23 protein-coding genes and 1 riboswitch are annotated in these 25,410 nt (G+C 72.3%); of the genes, 3 read left to right on the forward strand and 20 right to left on the reverse strand.

From position 1 onward, the window contains the following. Entirely contained in the window at positions 1-639 is a 639-nt protein-coding gene (gene pyrR / locus ACIBEC_RS04040) for a bifunctional pyr operon transcriptional regulator/uracil phosphoribosyltransferase PyrR (RefSeq protein ID WP_360507547.1), read from the reverse strand. 330 nt (positions 640-969) lie between these two features. On the opposite strand from pyrR, the gene ACIBEC_RS04045 reads away from it, so the two are divergent. Continuing rightward, positions 970-1,473: a transcriptional regulator gene (locus ACIBEC_RS04045; RefSeq protein ID WP_030056198.1), complete on the forward strand. Its 504-nt coding sequence runs from the start codon at positions 970-972 to the stop codon at positions 1,471-1,473. Between the two features lie 143 nt (positions 1,474-1,616). On the opposite strand, the gene ACIBEC_RS04050 is transcribed toward ACIBEC_RS04045, so the two are convergent. From ACIBEC_RS04050 to ACIBEC_RS04075, 6 genes are all read right to left on the reverse strand, one after another. Continuing rightward, positions 1,617-2,534: a hypothetical protein gene (locus ACIBEC_RS04050; protein ID WP_360507550.1), complete on the reverse strand. Its 918-nt coding sequence runs from the start codon at positions 2,532-2,534 to the stop codon at positions 1,617-1,619. A 136-nt stretch (positions 2,535-2,670) separates the two neighbouring features. Then, entirely contained in the window at positions 2,671-3,492 is an 822-nt protein-coding gene (locus ACIBEC_RS04055) for a thioesterase family protein (RefSeq protein WP_360507553.1), read from the reverse strand. Between the two features lie 146 nt (positions 3,493-3,638). After that, complete coding sequence (nusB, locus tag ACIBEC_RS04060) at positions 3,639-4,076, reverse strand: transcription antitermination factor NusB (RefSeq protein WP_360507556.1); 438 nt, start codon at positions 4,074-4,076, stop codon at positions 3,639-3,641. Between the two features lie 4 nt (positions 4,077-4,080). Further along, complete coding sequence (gene efp / locus ACIBEC_RS04065; protein WP_360507559.1) at positions 4,081-4,644, reverse strand: elongation factor P; 564 nt, start codon at positions 4,642-4,644, stop codon at positions 4,081-4,083. A gap of 80 nt (positions 4,645-4,724) precedes the next feature. Beyond that, on the reverse strand, positions 4,725-5,831 hold the full coding sequence (locus ACIBEC_RS04070) for an aminopeptidase P family protein (RefSeq protein ID WP_360507562.1): 1,107 nt from the start codon (positions 5,829-5,831) through the stop codon (positions 4,725-4,727). Positions 5,832-6,293: 462 nt separating this feature from the next. Beyond that, a complete protein-coding gene (locus ACIBEC_RS04075) occupies positions 6,294-7,421 on the reverse strand; it encodes a HoxN/HupN/NixA family nickel/cobalt transporter (RefSeq protein ID WP_360507565.1) in 1,128 nt (375 codons plus the stop codon). 31 nt (positions 7,422-7,452) lie between these two features. After that, positions 7,453-7,667, reverse strand: a riboswitch (cobalamin riboswitch). 81 nt (positions 7,668-7,748) lie between these two features. Here ACIBEC_RS04075 and ACIBEC_RS04080 point away from each other — a divergent pair. Beyond that, entirely contained in the window at positions 7,749-8,132 is a 384-nt protein-coding gene (locus tag ACIBEC_RS04080) for a metalloregulator ArsR/SmtB family transcription factor (protein WP_360507568.1), read from the forward strand. A 55-nt stretch (positions 8,133-8,187) separates the two neighbouring features. Beyond that, positions 8,188-9,861, forward strand: a complete 1,674-nt coding sequence (locus ACIBEC_RS04085; RefSeq protein ID WP_360507571.1) for a hypothetical protein — start codon at positions 8,188-8,190, stop codon at positions 9,859-9,861. A gap of 31 nt (positions 9,862-9,892) precedes the next feature. Here the strand turns inward: ACIBEC_RS04085 and ACIBEC_RS04090 are convergent, their stop codons facing one another. The 13 genes from ACIBEC_RS04090 to ACIBEC_RS04150 all read right to left on the reverse strand — a co-directional run bounded on the left by ACIBEC_RS04090 (position 9,893) and on the right by ACIBEC_RS04150 (position 25,410). Continuing rightward, positions 9,893-11,911, reverse strand: a complete 2,019-nt coding sequence (locus tag ACIBEC_RS04090) for an AAA family ATPase (protein WP_360507573.1) — start codon at positions 11,909-11,911, stop codon at positions 9,893-9,895. 147 nt (positions 11,912-12,058) lie between these two features. Beyond that, complete coding sequence (locus tag ACIBEC_RS04095) at positions 12,059-12,868, reverse strand: DNA-formamidopyrimidine glycosylase family protein (RefSeq protein ID WP_360507576.1); 810 nt, start codon at positions 12,866-12,868, stop codon at positions 12,059-12,061. Positions 12,869-13,012: 144 nt separating this feature from the next. Then, positions 13,013-13,912: an AAA family ATPase gene (locus tag ACIBEC_RS04100; protein WP_396287723.1), complete on the reverse strand. Its 900-nt coding sequence runs from the start codon at positions 13,910-13,912 to the stop codon at positions 13,013-13,015. A 130-nt stretch (positions 13,913-14,042) separates the two neighbouring features. Continuing rightward, the gene (aroQ, locus tag ACIBEC_RS04105) at positions 14,043-14,471 is read right to left on the reverse strand and encodes a type II 3-dehydroquinate dehydratase (protein WP_360498551.1); all 429 of its coding nucleotides are present in this window, start codon (positions 14,469-14,471) and stop codon (positions 14,043-14,045) included. Between the two features lie 8 nt (positions 14,472-14,479). Then, positions 14,480-15,571: a 3-dehydroquinate synthase gene (gene aroB, locus ACIBEC_RS04110; protein ID WP_360498517.1), complete on the reverse strand. Its 1,092-nt coding sequence runs from the start codon at positions 15,569-15,571 to the stop codon at positions 14,480-14,482. Then, a complete protein-coding gene (locus tag ACIBEC_RS04115; RefSeq protein ID WP_360498515.1) occupies positions 15,564-16,085 on the reverse strand; it encodes a shikimate kinase in 522 nt (173 codons plus the stop codon). Before ACIBEC_RS04115 ends, aroB begins: the two co-directional genes overlap by 8 nt. Next, on the reverse strand, positions 16,082-17,266 hold the full coding sequence (aroC, locus tag ACIBEC_RS04120; protein ID WP_360498513.1) for a chorismate synthase: 1,185 nt from the start codon (positions 17,264-17,266) through the stop codon (positions 16,082-16,084). The genes ACIBEC_RS04115 and aroC overlap by 4 nt, the downstream gene beginning before the upstream one ends. 196 nt (positions 17,267-17,462) lie before the next feature. After that, on the reverse strand, positions 17,463-18,293 hold the full coding sequence (locus ACIBEC_RS04125; protein ID WP_360498511.1) for a shikimate dehydrogenase: 831 nt from the start codon (positions 18,291-18,293) through the stop codon (positions 17,463-17,465). Between the two features lie 34 nt (positions 18,294-18,327). After that, entirely contained in the window at positions 18,328-20,214 is a 1,887-nt protein-coding gene (gene mltG / locus ACIBEC_RS04130; protein ID WP_360498509.1) for an endolytic transglycosylase MltG, read from the reverse strand. A 188-nt stretch (positions 20,215-20,402) separates the two neighbouring features. Further along, positions 20,403-21,698, reverse strand: coding sequence for an endolytic transglycosylase MltG (gene mltG, locus ACIBEC_RS04135; protein WP_360498507.1), 1,296 nt, complete (start codon positions 21,696-21,698; stop codon positions 20,403-20,405). A gap of 138 nt (positions 21,699-21,836) precedes the next feature. Further along, positions 21,837-22,316, reverse strand: a complete 480-nt coding sequence (gene ruvX / locus ACIBEC_RS04140) for a Holliday junction resolvase RuvX (RefSeq protein ID WP_360498505.1) — start codon at positions 22,314-22,316, stop codon at positions 21,837-21,839. Then, complete coding sequence (gene alaS, locus ACIBEC_RS04145; protein WP_360498503.1) at positions 22,316-24,985, reverse strand: alanine--tRNA ligase; 2,670 nt, start codon at positions 24,983-24,985, stop codon at positions 22,316-22,318. Before alaS ends, ruvX begins: the two co-directional genes overlap by 1 nt. Next, the gene (locus ACIBEC_RS04150) at positions 24,985-25,410 is read right to left on the reverse strand and encodes a DUF6167 family protein (RefSeq protein WP_360498501.1); all 426 of its coding nucleotides are present in this window, start codon (positions 25,408-25,410) and stop codon (positions 24,985-24,987) included. Before ACIBEC_RS04150 ends, alaS begins: the two co-directional genes overlap by 1 nt.

Below are 25,410 nucleotides of genomic sequence, written 5' to 3' on the forward strand. Positions count from 1 at the left end.
TTACTCCGGGAGGTGCGGTTCGGACGGCTTGGCGGCCATGGCCTGCGAGGAGCGTGACGCGAAGTCGCGGTCCCCGACCAGGACGGCGTCCACGCCGTCGCTGTCGGAGAGGCGCACCTGCACGGCCTCGCGCAGCGAGGTGGGGAGGTTCTTGCCCACGTAGTCCGCGCGGATCGGCAGCTCGCGGTGGCCGCGGTCGACCAGGACGGCGAGCTGGACGGCGCGCGGCCGGCCGATGTCGTTCAGCGCGTCGAGCGCGGCGCGGATGGTGCGGCCGGAGAAGAGCACGTCGTCGACCAGGACGACGAGTTTGCCGTCGATGCCGCCGGGCGGGATCTCGGTGTGCTCCAGGGCTCGGGCGGGCTTCAGCCGCAGGTCGTCCCGGTACATGGTGATGTCCAGGGTGCCCAGCGGGATCTCGCGCCCGGTGATCTGGGCCAGCCGGCCGTGCAGGCGGCGGGCGAGGTGGACGCCCCTGGTGTGGATGCCGAGCAGCACGACGTCCTCCGCGCCCTTGGCGCGCTCGACGATCTCGTGTGCTATCCGGGTGATGACCCGGGCGATGTCCGTGCCGTCCAGCACCTGGTGCGGCGGCCGAGGCGTCGGTTCCTGCAGCGTGGATTCTCGGTGTGCGGTCATGCCGAAGCGGACCTCCTTCCCCGCCTCACTGGACGGGCCTTAAAGGATGTCTGGGATCGCCCCCGCCGGGTCGGCGTGGGCTTCGGGTCATCCTAGCAGCGCCCGGGACGGCAAACAGAAGTCCACCATTCCGCTTCCGGGGGTTAACACCCCGGACGCGCCGACGATGCGGGCCATTCGCACGACTGCCCCATTCGGCTTGACGCAACTACCTTACTCTACGTAACCTCACAGTGAGTTACGAGACGGAGTTCGAACCCACCGGTAACGGCGTCGACAATCGCCCGTGACCCACCACTGAACGCGAAGCAATCTCGTCCGGGGAGATCAATGTCCAGCGACTACGCGAAGCAACTCGGAGGCAAGCTCCGAGCGATCCGCACTCAGCAGGGTCTCTCCCTGCATGGTGTCGAGGAGAAGTCCCAGGGGCGCTGGAAGGCAGTCGTCGTCGGCTCGTACGAGCGCGGCGACCGTGCGGTCACCGTGCAGCGGCTGGCCGAACTGGCGGAGTTCTACGGCGTCCCGGTGCAGGAGCTGCTGCCCGGCGGCACCCCCGGCGGCGCGGCCGAGCCGCCGCCGCGCCTGGTCCTCGACCTGGAGAGACTGACCCAGGTCCCCTCCGAGAAGGCCGGCCCGCTGCAGCGCTACGCGGCGACCATCCAGAGCCAGCGCGGCGACTACAACGGCAAGGTGCTGTCGATCCGCCAGGACGACCTGCGCACTCTGGCGGTCATCTACGACCAGTCGCCGTCGATCCTCACCGAGCAGCTCATCTCCTGGGGCGTGCTGAACCCCGACGCGCGCCGTGCGGTGCGCGAGGAGGACGCGAGCTGAGGCTCACCGCACCGGCTCCCGCCAGCGGATCCTTGCAGCTTCCAGCATGCTTTTCACCTGTGCTGGAAAGCAGAAACGTCACGGCGCGGCACCCCGAACCGGGGGGCCGCGCCGCGGCGTGTCCGGGCGCGGCGGGTCACTCGTCAGCAGACGGTGCCCAGGCTGTAGCCGGGCTGCGCCGCCACCCCGTCCAGCCGGACCGGCCGGTCCGCCGGCGCCCAGTCCTGCCCGCCGCTCGACCACGCCCAGGAGGCCGGCAGGTACTCCCCGCAGGAGGCGGCCGAGCCCTGTGAGCCGTGCAGCACCGCGACGCCCGGCAGCTCCAAGGCCAGCCCGGCGCACAGCACCGCGCAGACCAGCTCCAGGTCCTCGTCGTTGATCCGCACCACGCCGTCCTCCCACTGCAGCACCCGCGCCGCCGCGGTCAGCTTCCCGCCGGGCGCGTCCACCCGCAGGCGCAGCTCGTACACCCCGGCGCCCGCGCCGACCAGCATCCGGCGGAACACCTCGCTCCCGCGCTGATGGGCGGCGCGCACCCAGCCCGCGTGCTCCACGTCCTGCTCGCCCGCGCCCCCGTACAGGGCCCCGTCGAGCAGCAGGTCGACGTGGCAGAGCGTCAGCCCGTTCTCCCGGGCCCGGACCAGGCGCGGCACGAAGTCCCCGGCCAGCTCCTCGCCCTGATAGGCCAGCAGCTGGGACTGCAGCGGCGGGTTCACCAGGTAGCGGTCCCGGGCGGCGGGCTCGGCCGGGTCCAGCCCGTTGAGCAGGCAGAACTCCTCGAAGTCCTGCGGGTGGAACATCCGGGCCCGGACGGTCTCGAAACGCTCCAGCGCGTCGGCCAGCAGCTCGGCGGTGTCGGCCAAGTAGCGCTCGAAGTCGGGGGCGTCGGAGATCCCCCAGGCGCGGGCCCGGGCGAAGTCCGCCGCGTCGGCCAGCACCCCGATGACGAACGCCTGGTCGGCCCCCTCGGCCCGCTGCGGCCGGTGCGGCGCCCGCACCACGGGCCGCGAGCCGCCGGCGGTGCAGTCGGAGTTACGGCGGGCGCGACCCTTATGACTCATCGGTGGCTCCTGGCTTCGGCGGTGACGGTCGGCGGCGGGCTCGCCGCTGACCGCCTTCCTCCCCACCCCCCGCACGCCGCACACGTACGGCGTGTCACAGGAATGTAACCACCGGTAATAGCACCGGCGCCGGGAGCTACCGCGGCACCCGGGCCAGCTGGCGGGACTGCGCGACCAGGCGGCCGGACTCGTCCCAGACCTCGGCGTCCTCCTCGAAGTACCCGCCGGCCAGGTTGCGGGTCGCGTGGGTGACGCGCAGCCAGCCCGGGGCGGGCTTGGCCCGCAGGTGGACGGTCAGTTCGATGGTCGGGGCCCAGCCCGGCATGCCGAGGTCGAAGGTGACCGGCGGCAGCGCGTCGGCGACCAGCAGGAGCAGCAGCGGGTCGGGCTCGCGGCCGTCGGCGAGCCGGAACCAGCCCTGGATCCGCCCGTTGCCGGAGGGCTGCCCGAGCGCCCAGCCGACGGTCGCGGGGTCCAGCCGCAGGTCGAAGCGCTCCAGCAGGGCGGCCTGGGCGATCAGCTCCTTGGGCGCGTGCTCCACGCCGATGCACTGGTCCGGCGGCGGCAGCTGCGGAGGCTGCGCGCTGGTGCGCACCTCGCCGTCGGCGGTGGAGAGGTCGCCGTGGCTGGCCACCACGCGCAGCCGCTCGACGCCGTCCTGGCTGAGCGAGGCGGTGCCGGTGGAGAGCCCGCGCCCGGCGCGCAGCACCTCGGTGCGGACGGTGGCGGGCCCGGGGGTGGAGGCGGACAGGTAGTAACCGCTGATCGACACCGGGTCCGGGTGCGTGCCGTGCTCCAGCGACAGCGCGTGTCCGGCCACGGCGAGCAGCAGCCCGCCGTTCACCCCGCCGCCGATCTGCCAGCCGGCGCCCAGCTCGGCCTCGTAGCGGCCGGCCTCCTCGGGGTGTCTGGTCAGGGCGATGCCCTGGTCGAACTCGCTGCGGGTCGCGGTGGTCATGTAGGGGGGACCTGCCCTTCGCACGTGGTTCCGAACGCCAAGTTACTGGCGAGTAGATTCCCACCTTACGCCGAGCGGGTGAAACGCGCGACGGCCGCCGGACCCGAAATCTCGGGTCCGGCGGCCGTCTGCGGGGCATCGTCCGGTTATCGGCGGATGCTCGGCTTCAGCTCCAGGAAGCGGGCGAGCAGACCGTTGACGAAGGCCGGGGAGTCGTCCGTGGAGAACTCCTTGGCGATCTCGACGGCCTCGTCCAGGACGACCGCGTCCGGGACACCGTCCTCCCAGATCAGCTCGTAAGCACCGAGTCGCAGGACGTTGCGGTCCACGATCGGCATCCGGTCGAGCGTCCAACCCACCGCGTACTGCGAGATCAGGTCGTCGATCCGGCGAGCGTGCTGGACGTACCCCTCGATCAGCTCCATGGTGTACTCGCCGATCTGCGGGGTGCCCTCGTCGGGCTTCGGCTCGCGGGCGCGGGCCACCCAGTCGGCGAGGACCTGCTGCGGGTCGACCCCGCGGTGGTCGGCCTCGAAGAGGATCTGGAAGGCCCGGGTACGGGCCTTGCTACGTGCGGCCGACACGGACTTACTTCACCCGGCCGAGGTAGCTGCCGTCGCGGGTGTCGACCTTGACCTTCTCACCGGTGGTGACGAAGAGCGGCACCTGGATCTCGGCGCCGGTCTCCAGGGTCGCCGGCTTGGTGCCACCGGTCGAGCGGTCACCCTGGACGCCCGGCTCGGTCTCGGCGATGGTCAGCTCGACGGAAGTCGGGAGCTCGATGTACAGCACCGCGCCCTCGTTGGTGGCGACCAGGGCCTCGAAGCCCTCCAGCAGGTACTTGGCGGCGTCGCCGACGACGGCCTTCTCGATGGTCAGCTGGTCGTAGGTGTCCATGTCCATGAACACGAAGTTCTCGCCGTCCATGTACGAGAACTGCATGCCGCGCTTGTCGACGTTGGCGGTCTCGACCTTGGTGCCCGCGTTGAAGGTCTTGTCGACGACCTTGCCGGTCAGGACCTCCTTGAGCTTGGTACGCACGAAGGCCGGGCCCTTGCCGGGCTTCACGTGCTGGAACTCGACGACAGACCAGAGCTTGCCGCCGTCCAGCTTGAGGACCATGCCGTTCTTGAGATCGTTCGTGGAAGCCACGGGCGCACTTACTCCTGGATATAGCTGTCAAGGAACCAAGGGATTGCGTCCTGCCGCCCACGGCCGTCGAGCGGCCGCGGTCACAGGGCGAGGAGCTCCTTGGTGGTGATGGTGAGCAACTCGGGCCCACCCTCTTCGAGGGGGCGGACGACGAGCGTGTCCTCGATCCGGACACCACCCTTGCCCGGGAGATGAACCCCTGGGCCGACGGTGACCGGCACGCGGCTGTCCAGTTTACCCATGTCCGACGGACCGAGGCGCGGCGCCTCCCGGATCTCCAACCCGATGCCGTGGCCCACCGGGTGCGGCGAGGCCTCGCTGTGGCCCGCCGCCTCCAGGACCTGCCGGGCGGCCCGGTCGGGTACGCACTGCTCCACGCCCGGTCCGAGCGCCTCCCGGCCGGCCCGCTGGGCCCGGAAGACCAGCCGGTGCAGCTCCACCTGCCAGGGCGCGGGCGCGGCCCCGATCACGAAGGTGCGGGCGGTGGAAACGCCGTAGCCGCGGTACTGCGCGCCCATCACCACGGTCAGGAAGTCACCCTCCTCCACCCGGCGGTCGGTCGGCTGGTGGGCGGCCTGGCCGGAGTGGCTGCCGGTGCCGACCGACACCGGGAAGGCGGCCCGGTCCGCGCCGTGGTCGATCATCCGGCGCTCCAGCTCCATCGCCAGGTGCCGCTCGGTGCGGCCGACCAGGATCGACTCCAGCAGCTCGCCGAGCGCCTGGTCGGCGATCTCGGCGGCGATCCGCAGATCGGCGATCTCGTGCTCGTCCTTGACCACCCGCAGCCGCTCGACCACCTGCCCCAGGTCGACCAACCGGGCCCGCTCGGCCAGGCCCGCCACCGCCCGGTGGCGGCTGACGGTCAGGTCGTGCTCCTCCACCGCCAGAGCCGCCACCCCGAAGCTCGCCGCGGCGGCCGCGGCGGCCAGCGCGGTGTCCGCCCCGGCCGCCACCGGCAGCTGGGGGACGTCCGGGGCGATCAGGTGCTCCCCGGAGTCGTCCGGCGGCAGGTCGTCCGGCAGCGCGAGCAACACCCGCTCCCTGGTCAGCAGCAAGGTCGCTCCACAGGGCGCGCAGCCCGTCAGATACCGCACGTTCGCCGCCCGGGTGATCAGCGCCGCATCGGCCCCGGCCGCACTGCAGTGCTCCCTCACCCGCTCCCGCCGACCCGCGTACGCATCCGCCATGCGTCGAGCCTACGAACCCCCGGGCCGAACCGCCCGCCGAGCACTCCCGACGGAACCCCGGGACACCTCGGGCAGGCGCCGTTCCGCGCGCGACGACAGGGGTCAGCGCGGCGGCGGGACGGAGACACCATGGTCGACGCCGGCGTCCGCCGCCCCGGGTTGCGGCAGACGTGCGGGTAGGAGGCGCCGAAGAAGACCGTGCCGCCGACCGGCACCGGGTGTCCGCGCTCGTCGTGCACCAGGGCCGGCTCGCCCTCGTCGACCCGGATGATCTCCACCGTTCCGGCCGGGTGCTGCTCGCGGCCGCATGAGTGACGCTCATGGCGCTGCCCAATGAGCTGTCCTCATGGGGCGGCCGCATGAGCCGTCCTCATGGCCCGACCTCATGAGGCGAGCTCATGGCGCTGCCGCATGAGCGCGGCTCATGCCCCGGCCCCATGAGCCACTCTCATGCCCTCCGGCTCACAACCCCTCGGGTGCCCAGCGCTTCTCGACCCGGGCGAGCTTCCAGTACCCGATCGCCACCGCCCAGACCACCACGAACAGCCCGGCGATCGCGTAGCCGACGTTGTCCAGCGAGATGTCCGCGATCCAGCCGGTCACCGGGTCGGTCAGGTCGAGCTTCTCGTGCAGCACGCCGACCAGCTCGATGGTGCCGATGATGAAGGCCACCGCGATCGACAGCCCAGTGATGGTCAGGTTGTAGTACACCTTGCGAACCGGGTTGGCGAAGGCCCACTGGTACGCGAAGTTCATGAACGTCCCGTCCAGGGTGTCGAACAGGCTCATCCCGGCCGCGAACAGCAGCGGCAGGCAGACGATCGCGTACCAGGGCAGCCCGGAGGCCGCGCCCGAGCCCGCCATCACCATCAGGGTGACCTCGGTCGCGGTGTCGAAGCCCAGGCCCAGCACCATGCCGACCGGGAACATCTGCCCGGGCCGGGTGATCGAGCGGGTCGCCCGGTTCAGCACCCGGGCCATGAAGCCGCGCGAGTCGAGGTGCGCCTCCAGCTCCGCCTCGTCGTACTGCCCGGCCCGCATCGCCCGGAACACCTTGATGATGCCGAGCAGCGCCGCCAGGTTGAGCGCGCCGATCAGGTAGAGGAACACGCCGGAGGTGGTCGTCCCGATCATGCCGAGCCACTTGTGGGTGGCCGAGTCGTCGTCCATCAGCGTGCTCGCCAGCTGCGCGCCGCCCGCCACCAGGGCGGACATGAGGACCACCATCGAGGAGTGCCCGAGGGCGAACCAGAAGCCCACCGAGACCGGCCGCTTGCCGTCCGCCATGAGCTTGCGGGTGGTGTTGTCGATCACCGCGATGTGGTCGGCGTCGAAGGCGTGCCGCATGCCGAGGGTGTACGCGGTGATACCCAGGCCCACCCCGAAGACCTGGGTACCGACCGCGTACCGTTCGGGTGCGACCAGGAAGATGAGCGTCCCGAAGGCCACCACGTGCATGGCCAGGATCACCCCCATCAGCCCGGCCGTACGGACGGTGTCCTCGCGCTTCCACCGGAAGGTGGGCAGCACGGACGGGACCGTTCTCACGCCCGCTTTCACGTCTGCGGCGGCGGTTTCGGGCAGGGTCATCTTCGGATCACGCTCCAGCACCTCGTGGAATCACTTCGTGAGATGCCGTGGCCGGTCTCCTGGCTTACGGGACGTCCATACCCGCCTTCCCAGGTGCGCGAGGCACCCAGTGGCGTCGTGGGTACGGACGACACTCCTCCGGGGACGGAGGAGTGACCCGATCACAGTGGCGAGGGCCGCTCCGGAATCCGGACCCCTGAGGGTCCGTCACCGGTCTTCCCGAGCACCACGGCGGGCTACACCGTAGGGGCCACGCCCGACCCATGCAAGGCTGCGCACCTGCGCAGGTGTCCAGGATCACAGGACGCCGCCTGCAAGAATGTCCGCATGCATCTCGTACCGGCCGACCGCGCGGGCCACCGCACCATCGACGGACACCGGGTCTGCGAGGCCATCGCCGCGATCGGCGACGCCGCGCACGTCCGGTCCTGGTCCGAGCGGTTCTCCCTGCTCGCCGACCCCGGACGGCTCTCCCTGCTGCTCGCCCTCCACCGGGCCGGCCCGCTCGCCGTCACCGATCTCGCGGTCGCCACCGGCATGCGCGACACCGCCGTGTCCCAGGCCCTGCGGCTGCTCCGCACGGCCGGCGTGGTCACCGGCGACAAGGACGGACGTGTGGTGCGCTACCGGCTCGTGGACGAGGACATGCGCCCCCTCCTCGACGCGTGCGCCGCCGCCGAGCACCACGAGCCCACCGCAGCGGCGGGCTGACCGACACTCGGGAAACAGCACCCGGCGCGCCACCCCGGATGAGTACGATCATGGTGTGCCGTCCCACCCCCACGTCTGGCCCGCCGACCGCTGGAACACCCGACCGGTCAAGGCCCGCGTGCTGGCGGTCGCCCGCACCCTCACCTCGGCCACCCGGGTCCTGGACGTCCTCACCCTGCTGAACCCCGACGGCATCGCCCGGTACTTCACCGTCAACCCCGGCTCCGCCTTCGCCGACCGCGCCCTCGACGAGTACCTGCACGGCCTGCCCGGCTTCACCGTGCTGGACTGGGAGGACGCCGTCCGGCACCGCTTCGACCTGGCCGTCGCCTGCGCCGTCCACTCCTCCATGCACCGCCTGGACGCCCGGCTCGTCGTCCTCCCGCACGGCGCCGGCTACAACCGCCTGGTGACCGAGTCCACCGGCGACACGGTCAGCGCCGCCGGCCTGTCCCGCAACGAACTCACCTACCGCGGGCGGGTGTTCGTGGACGTCCTCGGCCTCTCCCACCCCGAGCAACTGGACCGCCTACGGGACTCCTGCCCCGAGGCACTGGACGTAGCCCACGTGGTCGGCGACCCATGCTTCGACCGGATGCTGCACAGCCGACGCTCCCGCGACACCTACCGCGCCGCACTCGGCGCCGTCGACGGTCGACGGCTCGTCGTCGTCAACTCCACCTGGAGCGAGCACTCGTTATTCGGCCGCCGCCCCGACCTGCCCCAGCGCCTGGTCCGCCGGCTGCCCGCCGACGAGTACACCGTGGCCGTCGTCCTGCACCCCAACATCTGGAGTCGGCACGACCCGGAGGCCCTGCTCGACGCCGCCCGCCGGATGGGCCTGCGCCTGATCCCGCCGCACCAGGGCTGGCAGGCCGCCCTGGTCGCCGCCGACGTCATGATCGGCGACCACGGCTCGGTCTCCTTCTACGGCGCCGCCCTGGAACGCCCCACCATGCTCGTCGCCACCGGCGCCGCCGAGCTCGACCCGCGCTCCCCCAGCTACGCCTTCGGCCAGGCCGCACCCGTGCTCGACCCCGACGGAGACCTCCCCGCCCAGGTCGAGAAGGCCCTGGCCCGGGACCCTGCCGACCTGCGCGAGATCACCGACCGCTCACTCGCCCGCCGCGGCGAATCCGCCCGGGTGCTGCGCCCACTGCTCTACTCCTTCCTGGAGCAACTGGACGAACCAGGGGACGAACCGGCCCTGCCGCCCTACCCCAAGCCCGTCCTCGGCCCCGGAGCCGCCGAGCGGCCCACCGCCTACGACGTCGAGGGCGCGAGCGAGGGGACGGAGGTCAGCCTGCGGCGCTACCCCTTCGACCCGAAGGACCACAGCCCACGGGGCTTCCACGCCCTCACCGACGAGCATCCCGGCGACGCCTTGCGCTACACGGCCGAGGTCCTCGCCCGGACCGAGGTGCACGCCGAGCGCCCTGCCGAACGCTGGCTCGCCGACTCCGCCGCCGAACTCCCCGGCCTCGCCGTCGCGGTGGCCGCCCTCGGCCCGGACCGTCACCTGCTCCGGCTGCGCACCGGCCTGCTGCTGGCGGCCTGCGCCGAACCGGACTGGACGGGCACCGCCCCCAGCGTCGATCCGCTGCTGCTCGGCTCCGCCGTCGCCTGCTGGCTCGCCGACGGCGGCGACCCGGCCGCCCTCCCCGAGCACGGGCTCACCATCCGCACCGGCGAGCGCCGCACCCGGGTGTCCTTCCGTACCGGACCGTAGGGCCCAGACCATAGACCCCGGACCGTAAGGCCTAGCTCGACAGTTGGCGCAGCCGCTCGCGGCTGCGTTCCGCCAGTTCCTCGTCGCCCTGCTCCTCGGCGAGGGTGAGCAGCAGGGTGTGGGCCTGCGCCTCCTTCGCGTACTGGCTGCGCTGCCCGGCCTGCCGGGCGCAGTCCTCGGCCTGGGCGACGGCGAGGTCCAGCTGTCCGAGCGCTCGGTGGGCCCGGGCGCGCACCAGCGGCAGCTTCATCAGCATGTCGTTGTCGTGCGACTCCTCGGCCTGGGCCGTGGCCTCGGCCAGGACGGCCAGCGCCTCCTGCGGCCGGCCGTCGGCGATCAACGCCTGCGCCAGGTGGTAGGTCTGGACGATCTCGCCGTGGTCGTCGCCCCGGTTCTCCGCCAGGGCCAGGGTGAACCGTTCCACCGCGTCGCCCGGGCGACCGTCGGCCAGACACAGCAGGCCGTCCATCTCGTAGAGCACGCCGACGACCTGGCGGTTGGTGACCAGCGGCGCCTGCTCCGTGGCGAGCGCGAACTGTTCGGCGGCGAGCGGGTACTCCTTGCGGTCGAGGTAGGCGCGGGCCAGTTGGTTGCGCATCCGCACCACGGCGTCCGGCTGGTTGTCCCACTGTGCCGACTCGATGCCGAGCCGGTGGGTGGCGATCCAGTCCTGGAAGAGCTTCCGGTCGTGGTAAAGCAGCCAGAGCGACTCGCAGAGCCGCCACACCTCGCCGTGCCAGCCCTGCTCGGCCGCCGCCTCCACGACCGCGCGGAAGTTCGCCCGTTCGGCGTACAGCCACTCCAGGGCCGCGGTCTCGGAGGCGAAGCGCGGCAGGTCGTCGCCGCTCGGGTCCTGCAACCGGAGTCGCTGCTTGGCCATCGCACGGTCGGCAAGCGAGGCCCGGCCGCGGTAGTACGCCACGACGCCGGCGAGGAGTTCCTCGTGGTCGGGCAGCTCGCGCGCCCGGGCGTAGGCGTGCAGCCGCACCACGTCGTGGGCCCGGAAGCGGGCCTCGCGGTCGTCGTCCAGCACCTCGTCAACCAGGTGGACGGCCCGCAGCTGCTTGATCGCCTGCCCGGCCCGCGCCACGCCGACCGCATGCGCCAGTTCGGCCGACACGAAGGGGCCGGGGTGCACGCCGATCAGGTGGTAGAGCGCCCGGGCCTCCGACGACAGCCGCTCGTAGACCAGGTCGTACGTCGCGCCGAGATCACTGTCCTCGTCTTCCAGCATCGCCAACCTGCCCTCCCGGTCGTGCAGTTCGGCCACCACCCGGTCGACCGGCAGGTGGTCCTGGTCCAGCAGCTGGCTCCCGACCGCGTTCAGCGCGAGCGGCAGCCCGCCGCACAGCTCGACCAGTTCCGCCAGCTCCGCGTCGGTGCCCCGCCCGGAGCCCAGCCAGGCCCGCACCAGGTCGGTGCCGGCCGTCGCGCTCAGTGGCCCGAGCTGCCGCACCTCCGCGCCGTCCGTCCGCAGCGCGGGCAGCCGCCGCCGACTCGCGACCACCACCAGCCCGCTGGAGGGAAGCAGTGCCCGGACCTCGGCCGCGTGCTCGACGTTGTCCAGGAAGAACAGACAGCGGCGCTCGGCGGTCACGGTTCGGAAGGTGGTGAACCGCTCCGCCTCCGCCGCCGGGGGCTCGGTGCCGAGGGCCCGCAGGAAGCCGGCCAGCAGCTCGGGGAGGTCCACCCCGCCCTGGTGCCGGTAGGCCAGGAGGTCCGCGTAGAGGTCGCCGTCCGGGAAGCTCGCCCGGTGCTCCTCGGTGAACTTGGCGATCAGCTCGGTCTTCCCGACCCCACCCAGGCCGGTGAACACCACGAGCCCGAGTCCGCCCGCCTCGACCCGACCCAACGCCGTCATCAGGGCGCCGAGTTCCGGCTCACGGTTGACGAACGGGCCGTGCGGCTCACGTACCTGACGAGGCCTCGGCACCGGCTTCGGTTCGGCACCGGCCGGGTGGATGTGCAGCGACCCGATATCCCGGGCCTGCACCACATGGCCGCCCACCGTGGCACCTGACACGGTGTTGGCCACCTCGTGACGCTCCATCCACCCGCTCCCTCCGCCCGGTCGGCCGGCCCCAGCCTACGGGCTGGGCGCCGGGCCGGAGGGCGGATCGGCGGCCCACCGGACCACCGGACCACCGGACCACCGGACCACCGGACCACCGGACCAGTGGCTCAGGGCCTCAGGGCCTCAGGCCGCCTGGCAGGTCGGGCACCAGAAGAGGTTGCGCGCGGCGTGCGCCTCCGTGCGGACGTCCGTGCCGCAGACCAGGCAGGGCATGGCCGCCCGCCGGTAGACGTACACCTCGCCGCCGTGGTCGTCCACGCGGGGCGGGCGGCCCATCGCCTCGGGGGTGTGCTCGGGACGGACGGTGTCGATCCGGCCGGCCGCGACGCCTACGTGCATCAGCGCGACCAGGTCGGCCCAGATCGCGTCCCATTCCTTCCGGGTGAGGTCGCGCCCGGCCCGGTGCGGGTCGATGCCGTGGCGGAACAGCACCTCGGCCCGGTAGACGTTGCCCACCCCGGCCAGCACCTTCTGGTCCATCAGCAGCGCGGCGACCGTCGTCCGGCTGCCCGCTATCCGGCGCCAGGCGGCCTCCGGGTCGGCGTCGGCGCGCAGCGGGTCGGGGCCTAGGCGGGCCGCGACGGCGGCCTTCTGGGCGTCGGTGACGAGCGCGCAGGTGTTGGGACCGCGCAGGTCGGCGTAGCCGTCCTCGCTCTCCAGCCGCAGCCGGACCAGGCCGACCGGCGCGGGCGCCGGGCCGGTGCCGAAGGCGAAGCCGCCGTAGAGCCCGAGGTGGATGTGCACCCAGGCGCCCTCCTCGAAGCCGAGGAAGAGGTGCTTGCCGGTGGCCTCGGCACCGGTGAGCAGTTGCCCGTCGATCACCTTGGCCTCGTCGGCGAACCGGCCCTGCGGGCTGGAGACCCGGACCGAGCGCCCGCCGAAGGCCTTCCGGTTCTCGGCGGCGAGGCGGTGGATGATGTGGCCTTCCGGCACGGGCGTCAGCTCCCCCGGGTCGTTGGACAGGACGGGCCGCTGGGCGGGCCCGAGGACATGTCCATCATCGCAGCCGGCTCCGACACCACCGCGGCCCCTCGGATCAACGGATCGACAGATCAGCGGATCGGCGAGGTGCGCAGGTCAGCGGACCGGCATGCCCATCAGCCGGGCCAGGATGACGCGGTCCAGCTCGGCGGCCGTCCCGGCCACGTCCAGGTAGGAGTTGTCGATGATCGGCAACCCGGAGTTGTACCAGCCGGCCATCCGCCCGTGGATGCGTGCCACTTCCTCGTCCCCGAGGCGCCGGTTGCCGCTGCGCCGGGCGTTGCGGCGCAGCACGGAGTCCAGGCTGGGCAGCAGGACGACCGGGATCATGCCGGGGCCGATGTGCCGCTTCCAGCCGCCGAGGCCGATCGCCGGGCGGTCCGGGAAGACGGCGTCGTCGATGATGCAGGAGATGCCGTTGGCCAGGTAGTTGCGGCAGGCGAAGCCGCAGGTGCGGCGGGCCAGCCGGTACTGAGCCTCGGAGGCGTTGTTCCAGCCGGACTGCGGGTTGGCGAAGCCGGACTGCACCCATTCCCGTACGTCGTCCAGGCTGATGTGCGCGGTCGGGGTGGGCCGACGCTCGGCCCAGTACCGGGCGACGGTGGTCTTGCCGGCCCCGGCCGGACCGATCAGCAGGACGGCGATCGGCCCGGTGGGCGCGTGCTGCTGCGGCGGGTGGGCGGGCAGCTGGACCGGCGTCCCGGACGGTAGCACGAAGTGCCCGGTGCCTCCTGCGGGAACCGGCGCGCTGGGCATCGGAGCGGGCGCCGGGACCGCGGCGGGGGCCGGAGCCGGGCCGGCGGCCGGCACGGGAGCCTGCCCGGGGGCCGGCGGAGCAACGGGTACCTGCGAACGAGTCGGCGCGGGCCGAACCGGCGGCGGAGGCGGCGGCGCGACCGGCGCTCCCGAGGGGTTCACCCCCGTACCGCCCCCCGGCGGCACCGGCGGAGCGGCGGGACGCGGCGGAACCTGCCCACCTCCGGCGTACTGCGTCACGGCACCCTCCCGACACCTCTCAGCGGGGACACTACACGGCGGCCCGGCGGCGGGCCCAGTCCGCCGCCGGGCCGCCGTGTAGGGCGGCCGGTCCGACCCCACCTGCGGGAGTCGGACCGGCCCGCCCCCCTCAGCGCGTGGTGAGCTGCTCGGCCAGCGCGCGCAGCGCCAGCTCGTACGAGCCCAGCCCGAAACCGGCGATGGTGCCCGACGCCACCGCGGCGATCACCGAGGTGTGCCGGAAGGTCTCCCGGGCGTACGGGTTGGAGATGTGCACCTCGATCAGCGGCGCGGTGCGCTGCGCGGCGGCGTCCCGCATCGCGTACGAGTAGTGCGTGAACGCGCCCGGGTTGATCACCACGGGCACCTGCCCGTCGGCCGCCTCGTGGAGCCACTCCACCATCTGCTGCTCGGAGTTGGTCTCGTGCACCTCGACCTCGAAGCCGAACTCCTTGCCGAGCTCGGTGCAGCGCTCGACCAGACCGGCGTACGAGGTGGCACCGTAGACGTCCGGCTCGCGGCTGCCGAGCCGGCCGAGGTTGGGGCCGTTGAGCACCATCACCCGGGTCACGCCGAGACCTCCGCGTAGGCGGCGACCAGCAGGGACGGGTCGGGGCCCTCCAGCACGGAGGTCTTGCCGAGGCCGTCCAGGACGATGAAGCGGATCAGGTCGCCGCGCGACTTCTTGTCGATCTTCATCGCGTCCAGCAGCTTCGGCCAGGCGTCCGCGCGGTAGCTCAGCGGGAGGCCGACCGAGGCCAGCACGGTGCGGTGCCGGTCGGCCGTCTCGTCGTCCAACCGGCCGGCCAGGCGGCCGAGTTCGGCGGCGTAGACCATGCCGATGGAGATCGCGGCGCCGTGCCGCCACTTGTACCGCTCGTTGCGCTCGATGGCGTGGCCGAGGGTGTGGCCGTAGTTGAGGATCTCGCGCCGCCCGGCTTCCTTGAGGTCCCCGGAGACCACGTCGGCCTTGACCTGGATGGCGCGGCGGATCAGCTCGACGGTGTGCGCCCCGGCCGGGGTCTTGGCGCCCTCGGGGTCGGCCTCGATCAGGTCGAGGATGGCCGGGTCGGCGATGAAGCCGCACTTGATGACCTCGGCGAGGCCGGAGACGTAGTCGTGCTTGGGCACGGTCTCCAGGGTGCCGAGGTCGGCCAGCACGCCCACCGGCGGGTGGAAGGCGCCGACCATGTTCTTGCCTTCGGCGATGTTGATGCCGGTCTTGCCGCCGACGGCCGCGTCGACCATGCCGAGCAGCGTGGTGGGCATGGCGATCCAGCGCACCCCGCGCAGCCAGGTGGCGGCGACGAAGCCGGCCAGGTCGGTGGTGGCGCCGCCACCGAGGCCGACGATGACGTCGCTGCGGGTGAACCCGGTCTGTCCGAGCACCGACCAGCAGTACGCGGCGACCTCGGCGCTCTTGGCGTCCTCGGCGTTGGGCACCTGCAGCGCGATCGCCTCGTAGCCCTCGCCGAGCAGGTCCTCGCGGATGGCGTCGGCGGTGGCCTCCAGCGCCTCCGGGTGGATGATCGCGACCCGCTTGGCCCGGGTGCCGATCAGCGGCGCCAGCTCGCCGAGCAGCTGGTGCCCGATCAGCACGTCGTACGGGTCGTGGCCGGCGCTGCCGCCGACGTGGATCCTGACGGTGGTGTCAGTCATGGGGGGTCTTCAGCTCCAGTGCTTCCAGTACGGCGTCCGCGACCTGCTCGGGGGTGCGCCCGGCGGTGTCGACGACGGCGGTGGCCACCTCCAGGTAGAGGGGGCGGCGGGCGTCCATCAGCTCGCGCCAGCGGGCCCGCGGGTTGACGGCCAGCAGCGGGCGCGGGGCGTCCAGGCCGACCCGCTTGACCGCGTCGGCCAGGGGGACCTCGAGGAGGACGACCGGCAGCTCGCGCAGCAGCTCACGGGTGGCCTCGGCCATCACCGCGCCGCCGCCGAGCGCCAGCACCCCGTCGTGTCCGGTGGCGGCGGCGCGCACGGCCGCGACCTCCAGCGCGCGGAAGTGCGGCTCGCCCTCGTCGATGAAGATCTCCGGGATGGGCTTGCCGGCCGTCGCCTCGATGTCGGCGTCGGTGTCCCGGAAGCCGAGGCCCAGGCGCTCGGCCAGGGCCCGCCCGACGGTGGACTTGCCACTGCCGGGCGGGCCGACCAGCACCACAACAGGAGAGGTCATCGGATGATCAGGTGGTCGAGGTAGCCCTGCACGTTGCGGCGGGTCTCGGTGACGTTGTCGCCGCCGAACTTCTCGTTGACGGCGTCGGCCAGCACCAGGGCGACCATCGCCTCGGCGACGATGCCCGCGGCCGGCACGGCGCAGACGTCCGAGCGCTGGTGGTGCGCCTTGGCCGGCTCGCCGGTGCGCACGTCCAGGGTCTGCAGCGCCCGCGGCACGGTGGCGATCGGCTTCATCGCGGCGCGCACCCGCAGCACCTCGCCGGTGGACAGGCCGCCCTCGGTGCCGCCGGAGCGGTCGGAGGTGCGCTTGACGCCCTCGGGGGTCGGGACGATCTCGTCGTGCGCCTTGGAGCCCGGCACCCGGGCCAGGTCGAAGCCGTCGCCGACCTCGACGCCCTTGATCGCCTGGATGCCCATCAGCGCGGCGGCCAGCCGCGCGTCCAGGCGGCGGTCCCAGTGCACGTGCGAGCCGAGGCCCACCGGCACGCCGTACGCCAGCACCTCGACCACGCCACCGAGGGTGTCGCCGTCCTTGTGGGCCTGGTCGATCTCGGCGACCATCGCCTTCGAGGCGTCCGCGTCCAGGCAGCGCACCGGGTCGGCGTCCAGCTTGGCCTCGTCCGAGGGCTGCGGCAGCACGCCGGCCGGCGCCTTGGCGGCGGCCAGCTCGACCACGTGGCTGACGATCTCGATCCCGGCCACCTCGCGGAGGTACGAGCGGGCGACGGCGCCCAGCGCGACCCGGGCGGCCGTCTCGCGGGCGCTGGCGCGCTCCAGGATCGGCCGGGCCTCGTCGATCGAGTACTTCTGCATGCCGGCCAGATCGGCGTGGCCGGGCCGGGGGCGGGTGAGCGCCTCGTTGCGGGCCAGGCCCGCCAGCACCTCGGGGTCGACCGGGTCGGCCGACATGACCTGCTCCCACTTCGGCCACTCGGTGTTGCCGACCATGATCGCGACCGGGCTGCCCATGGTCAGGCCGTGCCGGACACCGCCGAGGAAGGTCACCTCGTCCTGCTCGAACTTCATCCGCGCCCCGCGGCCGTAACCGAGCCGACGGCGCGCCAGCGCGTCGGCCACCACGGCGGTGGTGACCGGTACACCGGCGGGCAGGCCTTCCAGCGTCGCGACGAGTGCGGGGCCGTGCGACTCCCCCGCCGTCAGCCAGCGCAACGTACCCAACGGAGCTCCTTCATCAGCGGACCGGCCCACGGCACCGCCGGGGCCCGCCCGAGCGTGCCTTCTGCCTGAATCCTTTCATGAGCCGGCGGCGCCCGGGGGCGCAGTCCGCGTGACGGACGGCAACCGGTCACGATCCGGCCGGGAGACCGCGGGGAGGCGACGAGGAGACCGCCGACGGGCAGCCGGAGGCCCCGGCTCAGTGCCCGGTGAGCGCTTTCTCCCCCGCCTCGCGCATCGCCGCCAGCGGCCCGGGCGTCCGCCCGGTGAAGGCCTCGCTCTGCAGCACCGCCTGGTGCACCAGCAGGTCCAGCCCGCCCAGGACGGTCGACCCACGCTCGGCACAGGCGGCGGCCAGCGCCGTCGGCCACGGGTGGTACAGCACGTCGAACAGCGCCCCCGGCGCGGCGGGCAGCGAACCGGCGAAGGCGTCGGTCGCACCGACCGGCGTGGTGGAGACGGTCAGCGGCTGTGTCAGCGCCTCGGCCCCGCGCTCCCAGTCGGCGGTGCGCACGACCAGGCCCAGTCGCTCGCCCAGCTCGGCCATCTCCCGGGCCCGCTCGGCGCTGCGCACGTAGACCGTCACCTCGCCGGTGCAGATCCGGGCGAGCGCCGCCAGCGCCGAGGAGGCGGTGGCCCCGGCGCCCAGGACGGCGGCGCCGGGCACGTCGGTGATCCCGCGCTCGCGCAGCGCGTTGACCAGCCCGGGAATGTCGGTGTTGTCCCCGGTCCGGCGGCCGTCGGCGGTGAACACCACGGTGTTGACGGCGTCCACCGAGCGGGCCGTCGCGCTGACCTCGTCGAGGAGCGGGATGACCGCCCGCTTCAACGGCATGGTGAGCGACAGCCCGGCCCACTCGGCCTCGTCCAGCCCGGCGAGGAAGCCGGGCAGCGCGGCCTCGTCGACCTCGAAGCGGTCGTAGCGCCAGCCGTCCAGCTCGAGCGCCGCGAAGGCGGCCCGGTGCAGGTCCGGCGAGAGCGAGTGGGCGATCGGCGAGCCGAGGACGGCCGCCCGGTGCTTGCTGGTCAACGCTGCCTCTCCATGGACTGCCTTACGGCCAGGGCTACTTGGTGGTGCAATGGCCGCGCGCCTCGTCGAAGCCCTGCCCGGCCGCCTGGCAGTACTCCTTGACGTTGGCGTAGTGCTCCTTGCTCGTCTCGGCGAACCTGGTGTGCTGCGGGTCCATCGCGATGAAGTACAGCCACTTGCCGTCCGCCGGGTGGAGCACCGCGCTTATGGCGTCGTCGCCGGGGTTGGAGATCGGCGTCGGCGGCAGGCCCGGGTTGATGTAGGTGTTGTACTTGTTGGACGCGTCGTCCATGTCCTTCTTGGTGAGGTCCTTGCGGCCCAGCGAGTACTGGAGCGTGGTGTCCATGCCGAGACGGTGGTGCGTCTCGGGCTCGTTGGCGAGCCGGTTCTGGATGGTCTTCGCCATCTTGGCGAAGTCCCCCACGTTGTTGCCCTCGCGCTGCAGGATGCTCGCCTCGATGATCACCTCGTAGCCGTTCTTGAGGCCCACCGAGGCGGCCTGGCCGTCCAGGTTCGCGTACTTGTCGACGGCGTTCTTCACCATCTGCTTGAGCAGGTCCTCCGGCTTCATGCCGTCGGCGATGTTGTAGCGGGTCGGCCAGAGGAAGCCCTCGATGTTGCCGTTCGCATACGCCGGCAGGCCGAGGTCGTTGAGCTGGGCCTTGGCGACGCCCGCCGTGGTGCCATTCTGGAGCTTCAGCTTGTCGTCGATCTTGGCGTAGATCTCGGAGGAGTTCTTGCCCTCCGGGATCACGATCGCCGCGCCGCCCGCCTGGGCGAGCAGCTCCTTGAGCGCGTCGGCGGCCGGCATCTCCTTCTTCAGACCGTAGAAGCCCGGCTGGACCGTGGTGCACTTGGGCTCGGCGTTGCAGGCCTTGGTGTACGCGTCGACGCTCTTGACCACGCCGGCGTTCTTCAGCGCCAGGCCGATCTGTCCGGCGACCGCGTCCTTCTTGACCTCGAACTGGACGGAGCCGGTGCCCTCGCCGGTGAAATCCGGCGGCGGGCCGAAGTGGTCCTGGTAGAAGCCGTAGCCCCACCAGCCGGCCCCGCCCATGGCGCCGAGCAGCACCACCGCGACCAGCAGGCACGCGCCACCGTTGCGGCGCCCGGACTTCTTGCCCTTCTCCTTGCGCTTCTTCTTCGCCTCGCGGGACTCGTCCTGCTCACCGAGGAAGCCGCCCTCGGGGTGCTCGGCCTCCTGGTCCGGGTACCCGTCGTCCTCATGGTGGCCGTCCTCCTGGCCGTCCCACTCGCCGGTCCCGGCTTCGCGCGCGCCGCCGACCAGGTCGGCGCCGGACTCCAGCGCGGCGGCCTCGGCCTCCCAGTCGATGCCGTCCGGCCCGGGGCCCGAAGCGGGCGCGGGTGCCGGCGCCGCCTGCGGCCGGGCCTGCTGCTGCTGGGCCATCTGCTGCTGCGGCACCGCCTGCTCCTGCGCGCCGGGCTGTTGCTGGGTGCCCGGCAACCCCTGCTGCTGGTAGCCCTGCTGCTGCATCTGCTGCTGGTAGCCCTGCGGCATCTGCTGCTGCGGGTAACCCTGCGGCATCTGCTGCGGGGGCATCTGCTGCTGGTAGCCCTGCTGCTGCATCTGCTGCTGGTGGCCCTGCGGCATCTGCTGCTGCGGATATCCCTGCTGGGTGCCCGGGAACCCCTGCTGCTGGTACCCCTGCTGCTGCATCTGCTGCTGGGGGTAGCCCTGCTGGGACATCTGCTGCTGGGGGTACCCCTGCTGCACGTTCCCGTACGGCTGCTGGACCTGCTGGCCTTGCTGAACCTGCTGGCCCTGCTGGCCCTGCTGCGGGTACTGCTGCTGCCACTGGCCGTCCTGCTGGCCGGGGACCGGCTGCCGGCCGTCGTACCCGGGATCACCGGGGTGCCACGGCTCGCCCTGGGGGGCGTAGCCCCCACCCAGATCGGTCATTGATCCCCTTAACCGACGGTGACGGCCGGCGGATCGGACCGGCCGTCCGGGACGACGCCGTCCCGGCTGATTCTCGAACCGGCGTGCTAGTGCAGCGCCTGGAGGGAGACGTTACCGTACCGCAGCCTTGCCCCCGCCCGGGCGGACGCACCGTCAGTGGGCGACCTCACGGACGGCACACAACACCGTCACGGAGTCGCCGCACCCGAACCGGAACCGGCCCCGGGCGCCGGACCGGGCGCGGACGCGGAGCCAGGAGCCGACGCGGGACCCGAGGCGGAACCCGAGGCGGCCGGCGAAGTGGAAGCCGAGGCGCTCGGCTTCGCCGCCCGGTTGGCGTTGAACTCCGCCACGTTGCGCTGCTGCACGTCGAAGTTGTCGGTGAACCGGGTGTCGCCGGGCTTCACGGTGACGAAGTACAGCCAGTCCCCCGGTGTCGGGTCCAGCGCCGCCATGATCGCCTGCCGCCCCGGGTTGGAGATCGGTGTCGGCGGCAGCCCGGGGTGCAGGTAGGTGTTGTACGGGGAGTCCAGTTTGGTCTCGGTGACCGTCGTGTTCAGGGTCGATCGGCCGAGCGCGTAGTTGATCGTGGAGTCCAGCTGCAGCGGCATGTGCTTGGCCAGCCGGTTGTAGATCACCCGGGCCACCTTGCCCATGTCCTCGGTGTTGTCGGCCTCGCCCTGCACCATGCTGGCCACGGTGACCAGCCCGTAGACGCTCTGCCCGAGGTTCTGCGCGACGACGTTGGCGTCGTCGCGGGTGAACTCCTTGCCGGCCCGCTCCACCATCTGCTTCAGCAGGTCGATCGCGGTGGTCCCGTCGGTGACGCTGTACGTCGCCGGGAACAGGTAGCCCTCGGGGCTGCCGTTGGTGAAGTCGGGCAGGCCCAGTTCGGCGCCCTGGTCCTGGGCGGTGCGCTGGGTGGTGCCGTCGGGCAGGCCGAGCTTCTTGTCGATGGCGGCGTAGATCTGGTAGCCGCGCCAGCCCTCGGGGATGGTGAGGCCGTTGGCGTTGGCCGGGTCGATCAGGATGGCCAGCGCCGCGACGGCGGACATCTTCTGCTTCAGCGTGTACGTGCCGGGCTGGATCCGTCCGGCGGCCGCCGCGCTGCCCTTCGCGGCCCGGGTGAAGGCGAGCGAGCTGGCCACCACGCCGTTGCGGACCAGCGCGGACGCGATCTGGGACAGGCCGGCGCCCTCCGGCACGGAGACCTGGACGCTGCCGGTGCCCTGCCCCGCGAAGTCGGCGGCGGCCGGGGGCTTGCGCTGTGACTGGAGCCAGGTGTATCCGGTCAGCCCGATGCCGCCGAACACCGCGATCAGCGCGAGCGCGGTGAGCCCGCAGGCCAGTCCGTTACGCCGTCGGTGCGGATCCGGCGCATCGAAGCGCGGACGGGGCGCGGACGGCGGACGGCCCTCCGGCTCCAGTACCGGCGCACCCAGGTGTCCGGGTGTGAGCCCGGGGTGGAAGTCCTGGTCGGTCATGGCTCGCGCCCCTCAACGGTCCCAGATCGATCCGGATCGATCTCAAATCGATCCAAAACGGAATCGGAAACGAACGAAAAGAGGTCCGTGCGAACGCGTCCGCACGGACCCCTCAACCGGGACGTTAGATCAGGCTCCTCAGCCGAGCGCCTCGACGCTCTCACCGGGCGGGCGTCCGCTCACCCGTTCGGACTCAAGGGCGGTCTGCAGGATCACCACCGCGGCGGCCTGGTCGACCACCGAGCGACCCTTCTTCGCCTTGACGCCCGAGGCGCGCAGCCCGTGGGTCGCGGTGACGGTCGACATCCGCTCGTCCACCAGCCGCACCGGCACCGGGTAGAGCCGGTTGGCCAGCCGCGCCGCGTAGGCGCGGACCTTCTCCGCCGCCGGGCCCTCCTTGCCGCTCAGCGAGCGCGGCAGCCCGACGATCACCTCCATCGCGTCGTACTCCTCGACGATGGCGGCGATCCTGGCCTGCGACTTCACGCCGGCCGGGACGGTCTCCACGGGCGTGGCGAGCACCCCGTCGGGGTCGCAGGACGCGACCCCGATCCGGGCGTCACCGACATCGACGGCGATCCGCCGCCCACGCCGGAAGGGCCTCTCCTCGTGCTCCATCAGCTGGCGCGCTCCGCGACCAGGCCGCGCACCGCGGCGATGGCCTCGCCGACCGCGGCCGGGTTGGAGCCGCCGCCCTGGGCGACGTCGTCCTTGCCGCCACCACCGCCGCCGAGGGTCTTGGCGGCGGTCCGGACCAGCTCGCCGGCCTTGATGCCACGGCCGCGGGCGTCCTCGTTGGTGGCGATCACGGTCAGCGGGCGGTCGTTCGCCACGGTAAAGGCGGCGACCACGGCCGGGCGCGCGCCGAGGCGGCCGCGCACGTCCAGGACCAGCTTGCGCAGCTCGTCCGCACCCACGCCGTCGGCGACCTGCGCGGCGACCACGGCGATGCCGTGCACGTCCTCGGCCGAGTCGGCCAGGCCCGCCGCGGCGGCCAGCACCTTCTCGGCGCGGAAGCGCTCGATCTCCTTCTCGGCGTCCTTGAGCTTGGCGAGCATGCCCGAGATCTTCTCCGGCAGCTCCTCCGGGCGGCCCTTCACCAGCTCGGTGAGCTGGGAGACCACGGTGTGCTCACGGGCCAGGAACTTGTACGCGTCGACGCCGACCAGCGCCTCCACGCGGCGCACGCCGGAGCCGATCGAGGACTCGCCGAGCAGCTTCACCAGGCCCAGCTGGGCGGTGTTGCCGACGTGGGTACCGCCGCACAGCTCCTTGGAGAAGTCGCCGATGGAGACGACCCGGACCTCGTCGCCGTACTTCTCGCCGAACATCGCGATGGCACCGGCCTTGCGGGCCTGGTCCATCGTCATGACCTCGGCGGTGACGTCGAGCTCGCGGCCCAGCACGTCGTTGATCTTCTGCTCGACGTCGACCAGCACGCTGCCCGGGACGGCGGCGGGCGAGCCGAAGTCGAAGCGGAAGCGGCCGGGGGCGTTCTCGGAGCCGGCCTGGGCGGCCGTCGGGCCGAGCGCGTCGCGCAGCGCCTGGTGGGTCAGGTGGGTGGCCGAGTGGGCGCGGGCGATCGCCCGGCGGCGCTCGATGTCGATCGTGGCGTACGCCGAGGCGCCCAGCACGACCTCGCCGAACAGCACGCCACCCGAGTGCACGATGACGCCCGGGACGGGCTGCTGCACGTCGCGGATCTCCACCACCGCGCCGGACTCCAGCCGGATCCGGCCGTGGTCGGCGAGCTGGCCACCGCCCTCGGCGTAGAACGGGGTGCGGTCGAGGATGATCTCGACCTCGTCGCCCTCGGAGGCGGCCGGCGAGGGAACGCCGTCCACCAGCAGGCCGACCACGGAGGCCTCGCCCTCGGTGAGGGCGTAGCCGGTGAAGACGCTCGCGCCGGACTTGTCGGCGACCTCGCGGTACGCGGCGACGTCGGCGTGGCCCATCTTCTTGGCCTTGGCGTCCGCCTTGGCGCGGTCCCGCTGCTCCTGCATCAGGCGGCGGAAGCCGGCCTCGTCCACCTGGAGGCCCTGCTCCTCGGCCATCTCCAGGGTCAGGTCGATCGGGAAGCCGTAGGTGTCGTGCAGCTTGAACGCCTGCTCGCCGGAGAGCACCGCACCGCCGGCCTGCTTGGTCTCGGTGACCGCGACGTCCAGCAGGTTGGTGCCGGCCTTCAGGGTCTGCAGGAAGGCCACCTCCTCGCCGACGACGACCGTCTCGACGCGCTTGCGGTCGGTCTCCAGCTCCGGGTACTGCGGGGCCATCGCCTTGATGGCGACGTCGATGAGCTCCTTGGCCACCGGCTCGGTGGCGCCCAGCAGACGCATGTTGCGGATGGCGCGGCGCAGGATGCGGCGCAGCACGTAGCCGCGGCCCTCGTTGCCGGGGGTGACGCCGTCGCCGACCAGCATCAGCGCGGTGCGGATGTGGTCGGTGACCACGCGCAGCGAGACGTCCGACTTGTGGTCGGCGCCGTAGGTGTGGCCGGTGAGCTCGGCGGCGCGGTCGAGGATCATCCGGCTGGTGTCGATCTCGAAGAGGTTGTCGACGTCCTGCAGGATGGCGGCGAGGCGCTCCAGGCCGAGACCGGTGTCGATGTTCTTGCTCGGCAGGTCGCCGAGGATCTCGAAGCCGTCCTTCCCGTCGCCGTGGCCGCGCTCGTACTGCATGAAGACCAGGTTCCAGATCTCCAGGTAGCGCTCGCCGTTGACGGCGGGGCCGCCCTCCTCGCCGTACGCGGGGCCGCGGTCGTAGTTGATCTCCGAGCACGGGCCGCAGGGGCCGGGGACGCCCATCGACCAGAAGTTGTCCTTCATGCCGAGGCGCTGGATCCGCTCGGAGGGGACGCCGATGACGTCACGCCAGATCTGCTCGGCCTCGTCGTCGTCCTTGTAGACGGTGATCCAGAGCTTCTCCTTCTCCAGGCCGTAGCCGCCGTCCGCGACGGGAGTGGTGAGCAGCTCCCACGCGAACTTGATGGCTCCTTCCTTGAAGTAGTCGCCGAAGGAGAAGTTGCCGCACATCTGGAAGAAGGAGCCGTGCCGGGTGGTCTTCCCGACCTCCTCGATGTCCAGGGTGCGCACGCACTTCTGGACGCTGGTGGCGCGCGAGAACTGCGGCTTGACCTCGCCCAGGAAGTAGGGCTTGAACGGCACCATGCCGGCGTTGACGAGCAGCAGGGTGGGGTCGTCGGCGACCAGGGACGCCGACGGAACGACGGTGTGGCCGCGCTCCTCGAAGAAGCGCAGCCAGCGGCGGCGGATCTCAGCCGACTCCATTAGTGGTCCTTCCGGTTCGGGGTGCCGCCCCGCGGCGGCAGAGCGCGGCGGGGCGTTTCTTCAGTGGCATGGGGGGTGGTGCGGGCACTGCGGGCGGGGGGCAGGGCGGCGGCCGGGCTGCCGGGCGCCGCCGAGATAGCTCGGTACTGCGGCTCGCCGCGCAGGACGCGGCGCGCGCTCCGGGGTTCCACCACGGCGGTGCCGCGCAGTCCGAGGTCGTCCTTCAGCTGCTCCTCGCGCTCGGCCATGCCGGCCTTCACGTCCTGGGCGAACTGCTTGGCCAGGTCGCCCAGGTGCAGCGCACCGCGCGCGGCCGTGCCGGAGAGGCTGTCCGGGGTGAGCCGGTGCACGGCCTCGTTGGCCTTGTTCATGGCCCAGACGGTGGCGCCGGCGCCGACCGCCATCCAGAAGATGCGTCGCACCAT

It is taken from the genome of Kitasatospora sp. NPDC051164, assembly GCF_044455625.1.
Lineage (GTDB): Bacteria > Actinomycetota > Actinomycetes > Streptomycetales > Streptomycetaceae > Kitasatospora.

What these genes read in the sequence shown, in the direction of transcription:
- pyrR (WP_360507547.1), bottom strand. Translation starts at nt 639, where the DNA reads ATGACCGCACACCGAGAATCCACGCTGCAGGAACCGACGCCTCGGCCG.
- ACIBEC_RS04045 (WP_030056198.1), top strand. Translation starts at nt 970, where the DNA reads ATGTCCAGCGACTACGCGAAGCAACTCGGAGGCAAGCTCCGAGCGATC.
- ACIBEC_RS04050 (WP_360507550.1), bottom strand. Translation starts at nt 2,534, where the DNA reads ATGAGTCATAAGGGTCGCGCCCGCCGTAACTCCGACTGCACCGCCGGC.
- ACIBEC_RS04055 (WP_360507553.1), bottom strand. Translation starts at nt 3,492, where the DNA reads ATGACCACCGCGACCCGCAGCGAGTTCGACCAGGGCATCGCCCTGACC.
- ACIBEC_RS04070 (WP_360507562.1), bottom strand. Translation starts at nt 5,831, where the DNA reads ATGGCGGATGCGTACGCGGGTCGGCGGGAGCGGGTGAGGGAGCACTGC.
- ACIBEC_RS04075 (WP_360507565.1), bottom strand. Translation starts at nt 7,421, where the DNA reads ATGACCCTGCCCGAAACCGCCGCCGCAGACGTGAAAGCGGGCGTGAGA.
- ACIBEC_RS04080 (WP_360507568.1), top strand. Translation starts at nt 7,749, where the DNA reads ATGCATCTCGTACCGGCCGACCGCGCGGGCCACCGCACCATCGACGGA.
- ACIBEC_RS04090 (WP_360507573.1), bottom strand. Translation starts at nt 11,911, where the DNA reads ATGGAGCGTCACGAGGTGGCCAACACCGTGTCAGGTGCCACGGTGGGC.
- aroQ (WP_360498551.1), bottom strand. Translation starts at nt 14,471, where the DNA reads ATGGTGCTCAACGGCCCCAACCTCGGCCGGCTCGGCAGCCGCGAGCCG.
- aroB (WP_360498517.1), bottom strand. Translation starts at nt 15,571, where the DNA reads ATGACTGACACCACCGTCAGGATCCACGTCGGCGGCAGCGCCGGCCAC.
- ACIBEC_RS04115 (WP_360498515.1), bottom strand. Translation starts at nt 16,085, where the DNA reads ATGACCTCTCCTGTTGTGGTGCTGGTCGGCCCGCCCGGCAGTGGCAAG.
- mltG (WP_360498509.1), bottom strand. Translation starts at nt 20,214, where the DNA reads ATGACCGATCTGGGTGGGGGCTACGCCCCCCAGGGCGAGCCGTGGCAC.
- mltG (WP_360498507.1), bottom strand. Translation starts at nt 21,698, where the DNA reads ATGACCGACCAGGACTTCCACCCCGGGCTCACACCCGGACACCTGGGT.
- ruvX (WP_360498505.1), bottom strand. Translation starts at nt 22,316, where the DNA reads ATGGAGCACGAGGAGAGGCCCTTCCGGCGTGGGCGGCGGATCGCCGTC.
- alaS (WP_360498503.1), bottom strand. Translation starts at nt 24,985, where the DNA reads ATGGAGTCGGCTGAGATCCGCCGCCGCTGGCTGCGCTTCTTCGAGGAG.
- ACIBEC_RS04150 (WP_360498501.1), bottom strand. Translation starts at nt 25,410, where the DNA reads ATGGTGCGACGCATCTTCTGGATGGCGGTCGGCGCCGGCGCCACCGTC.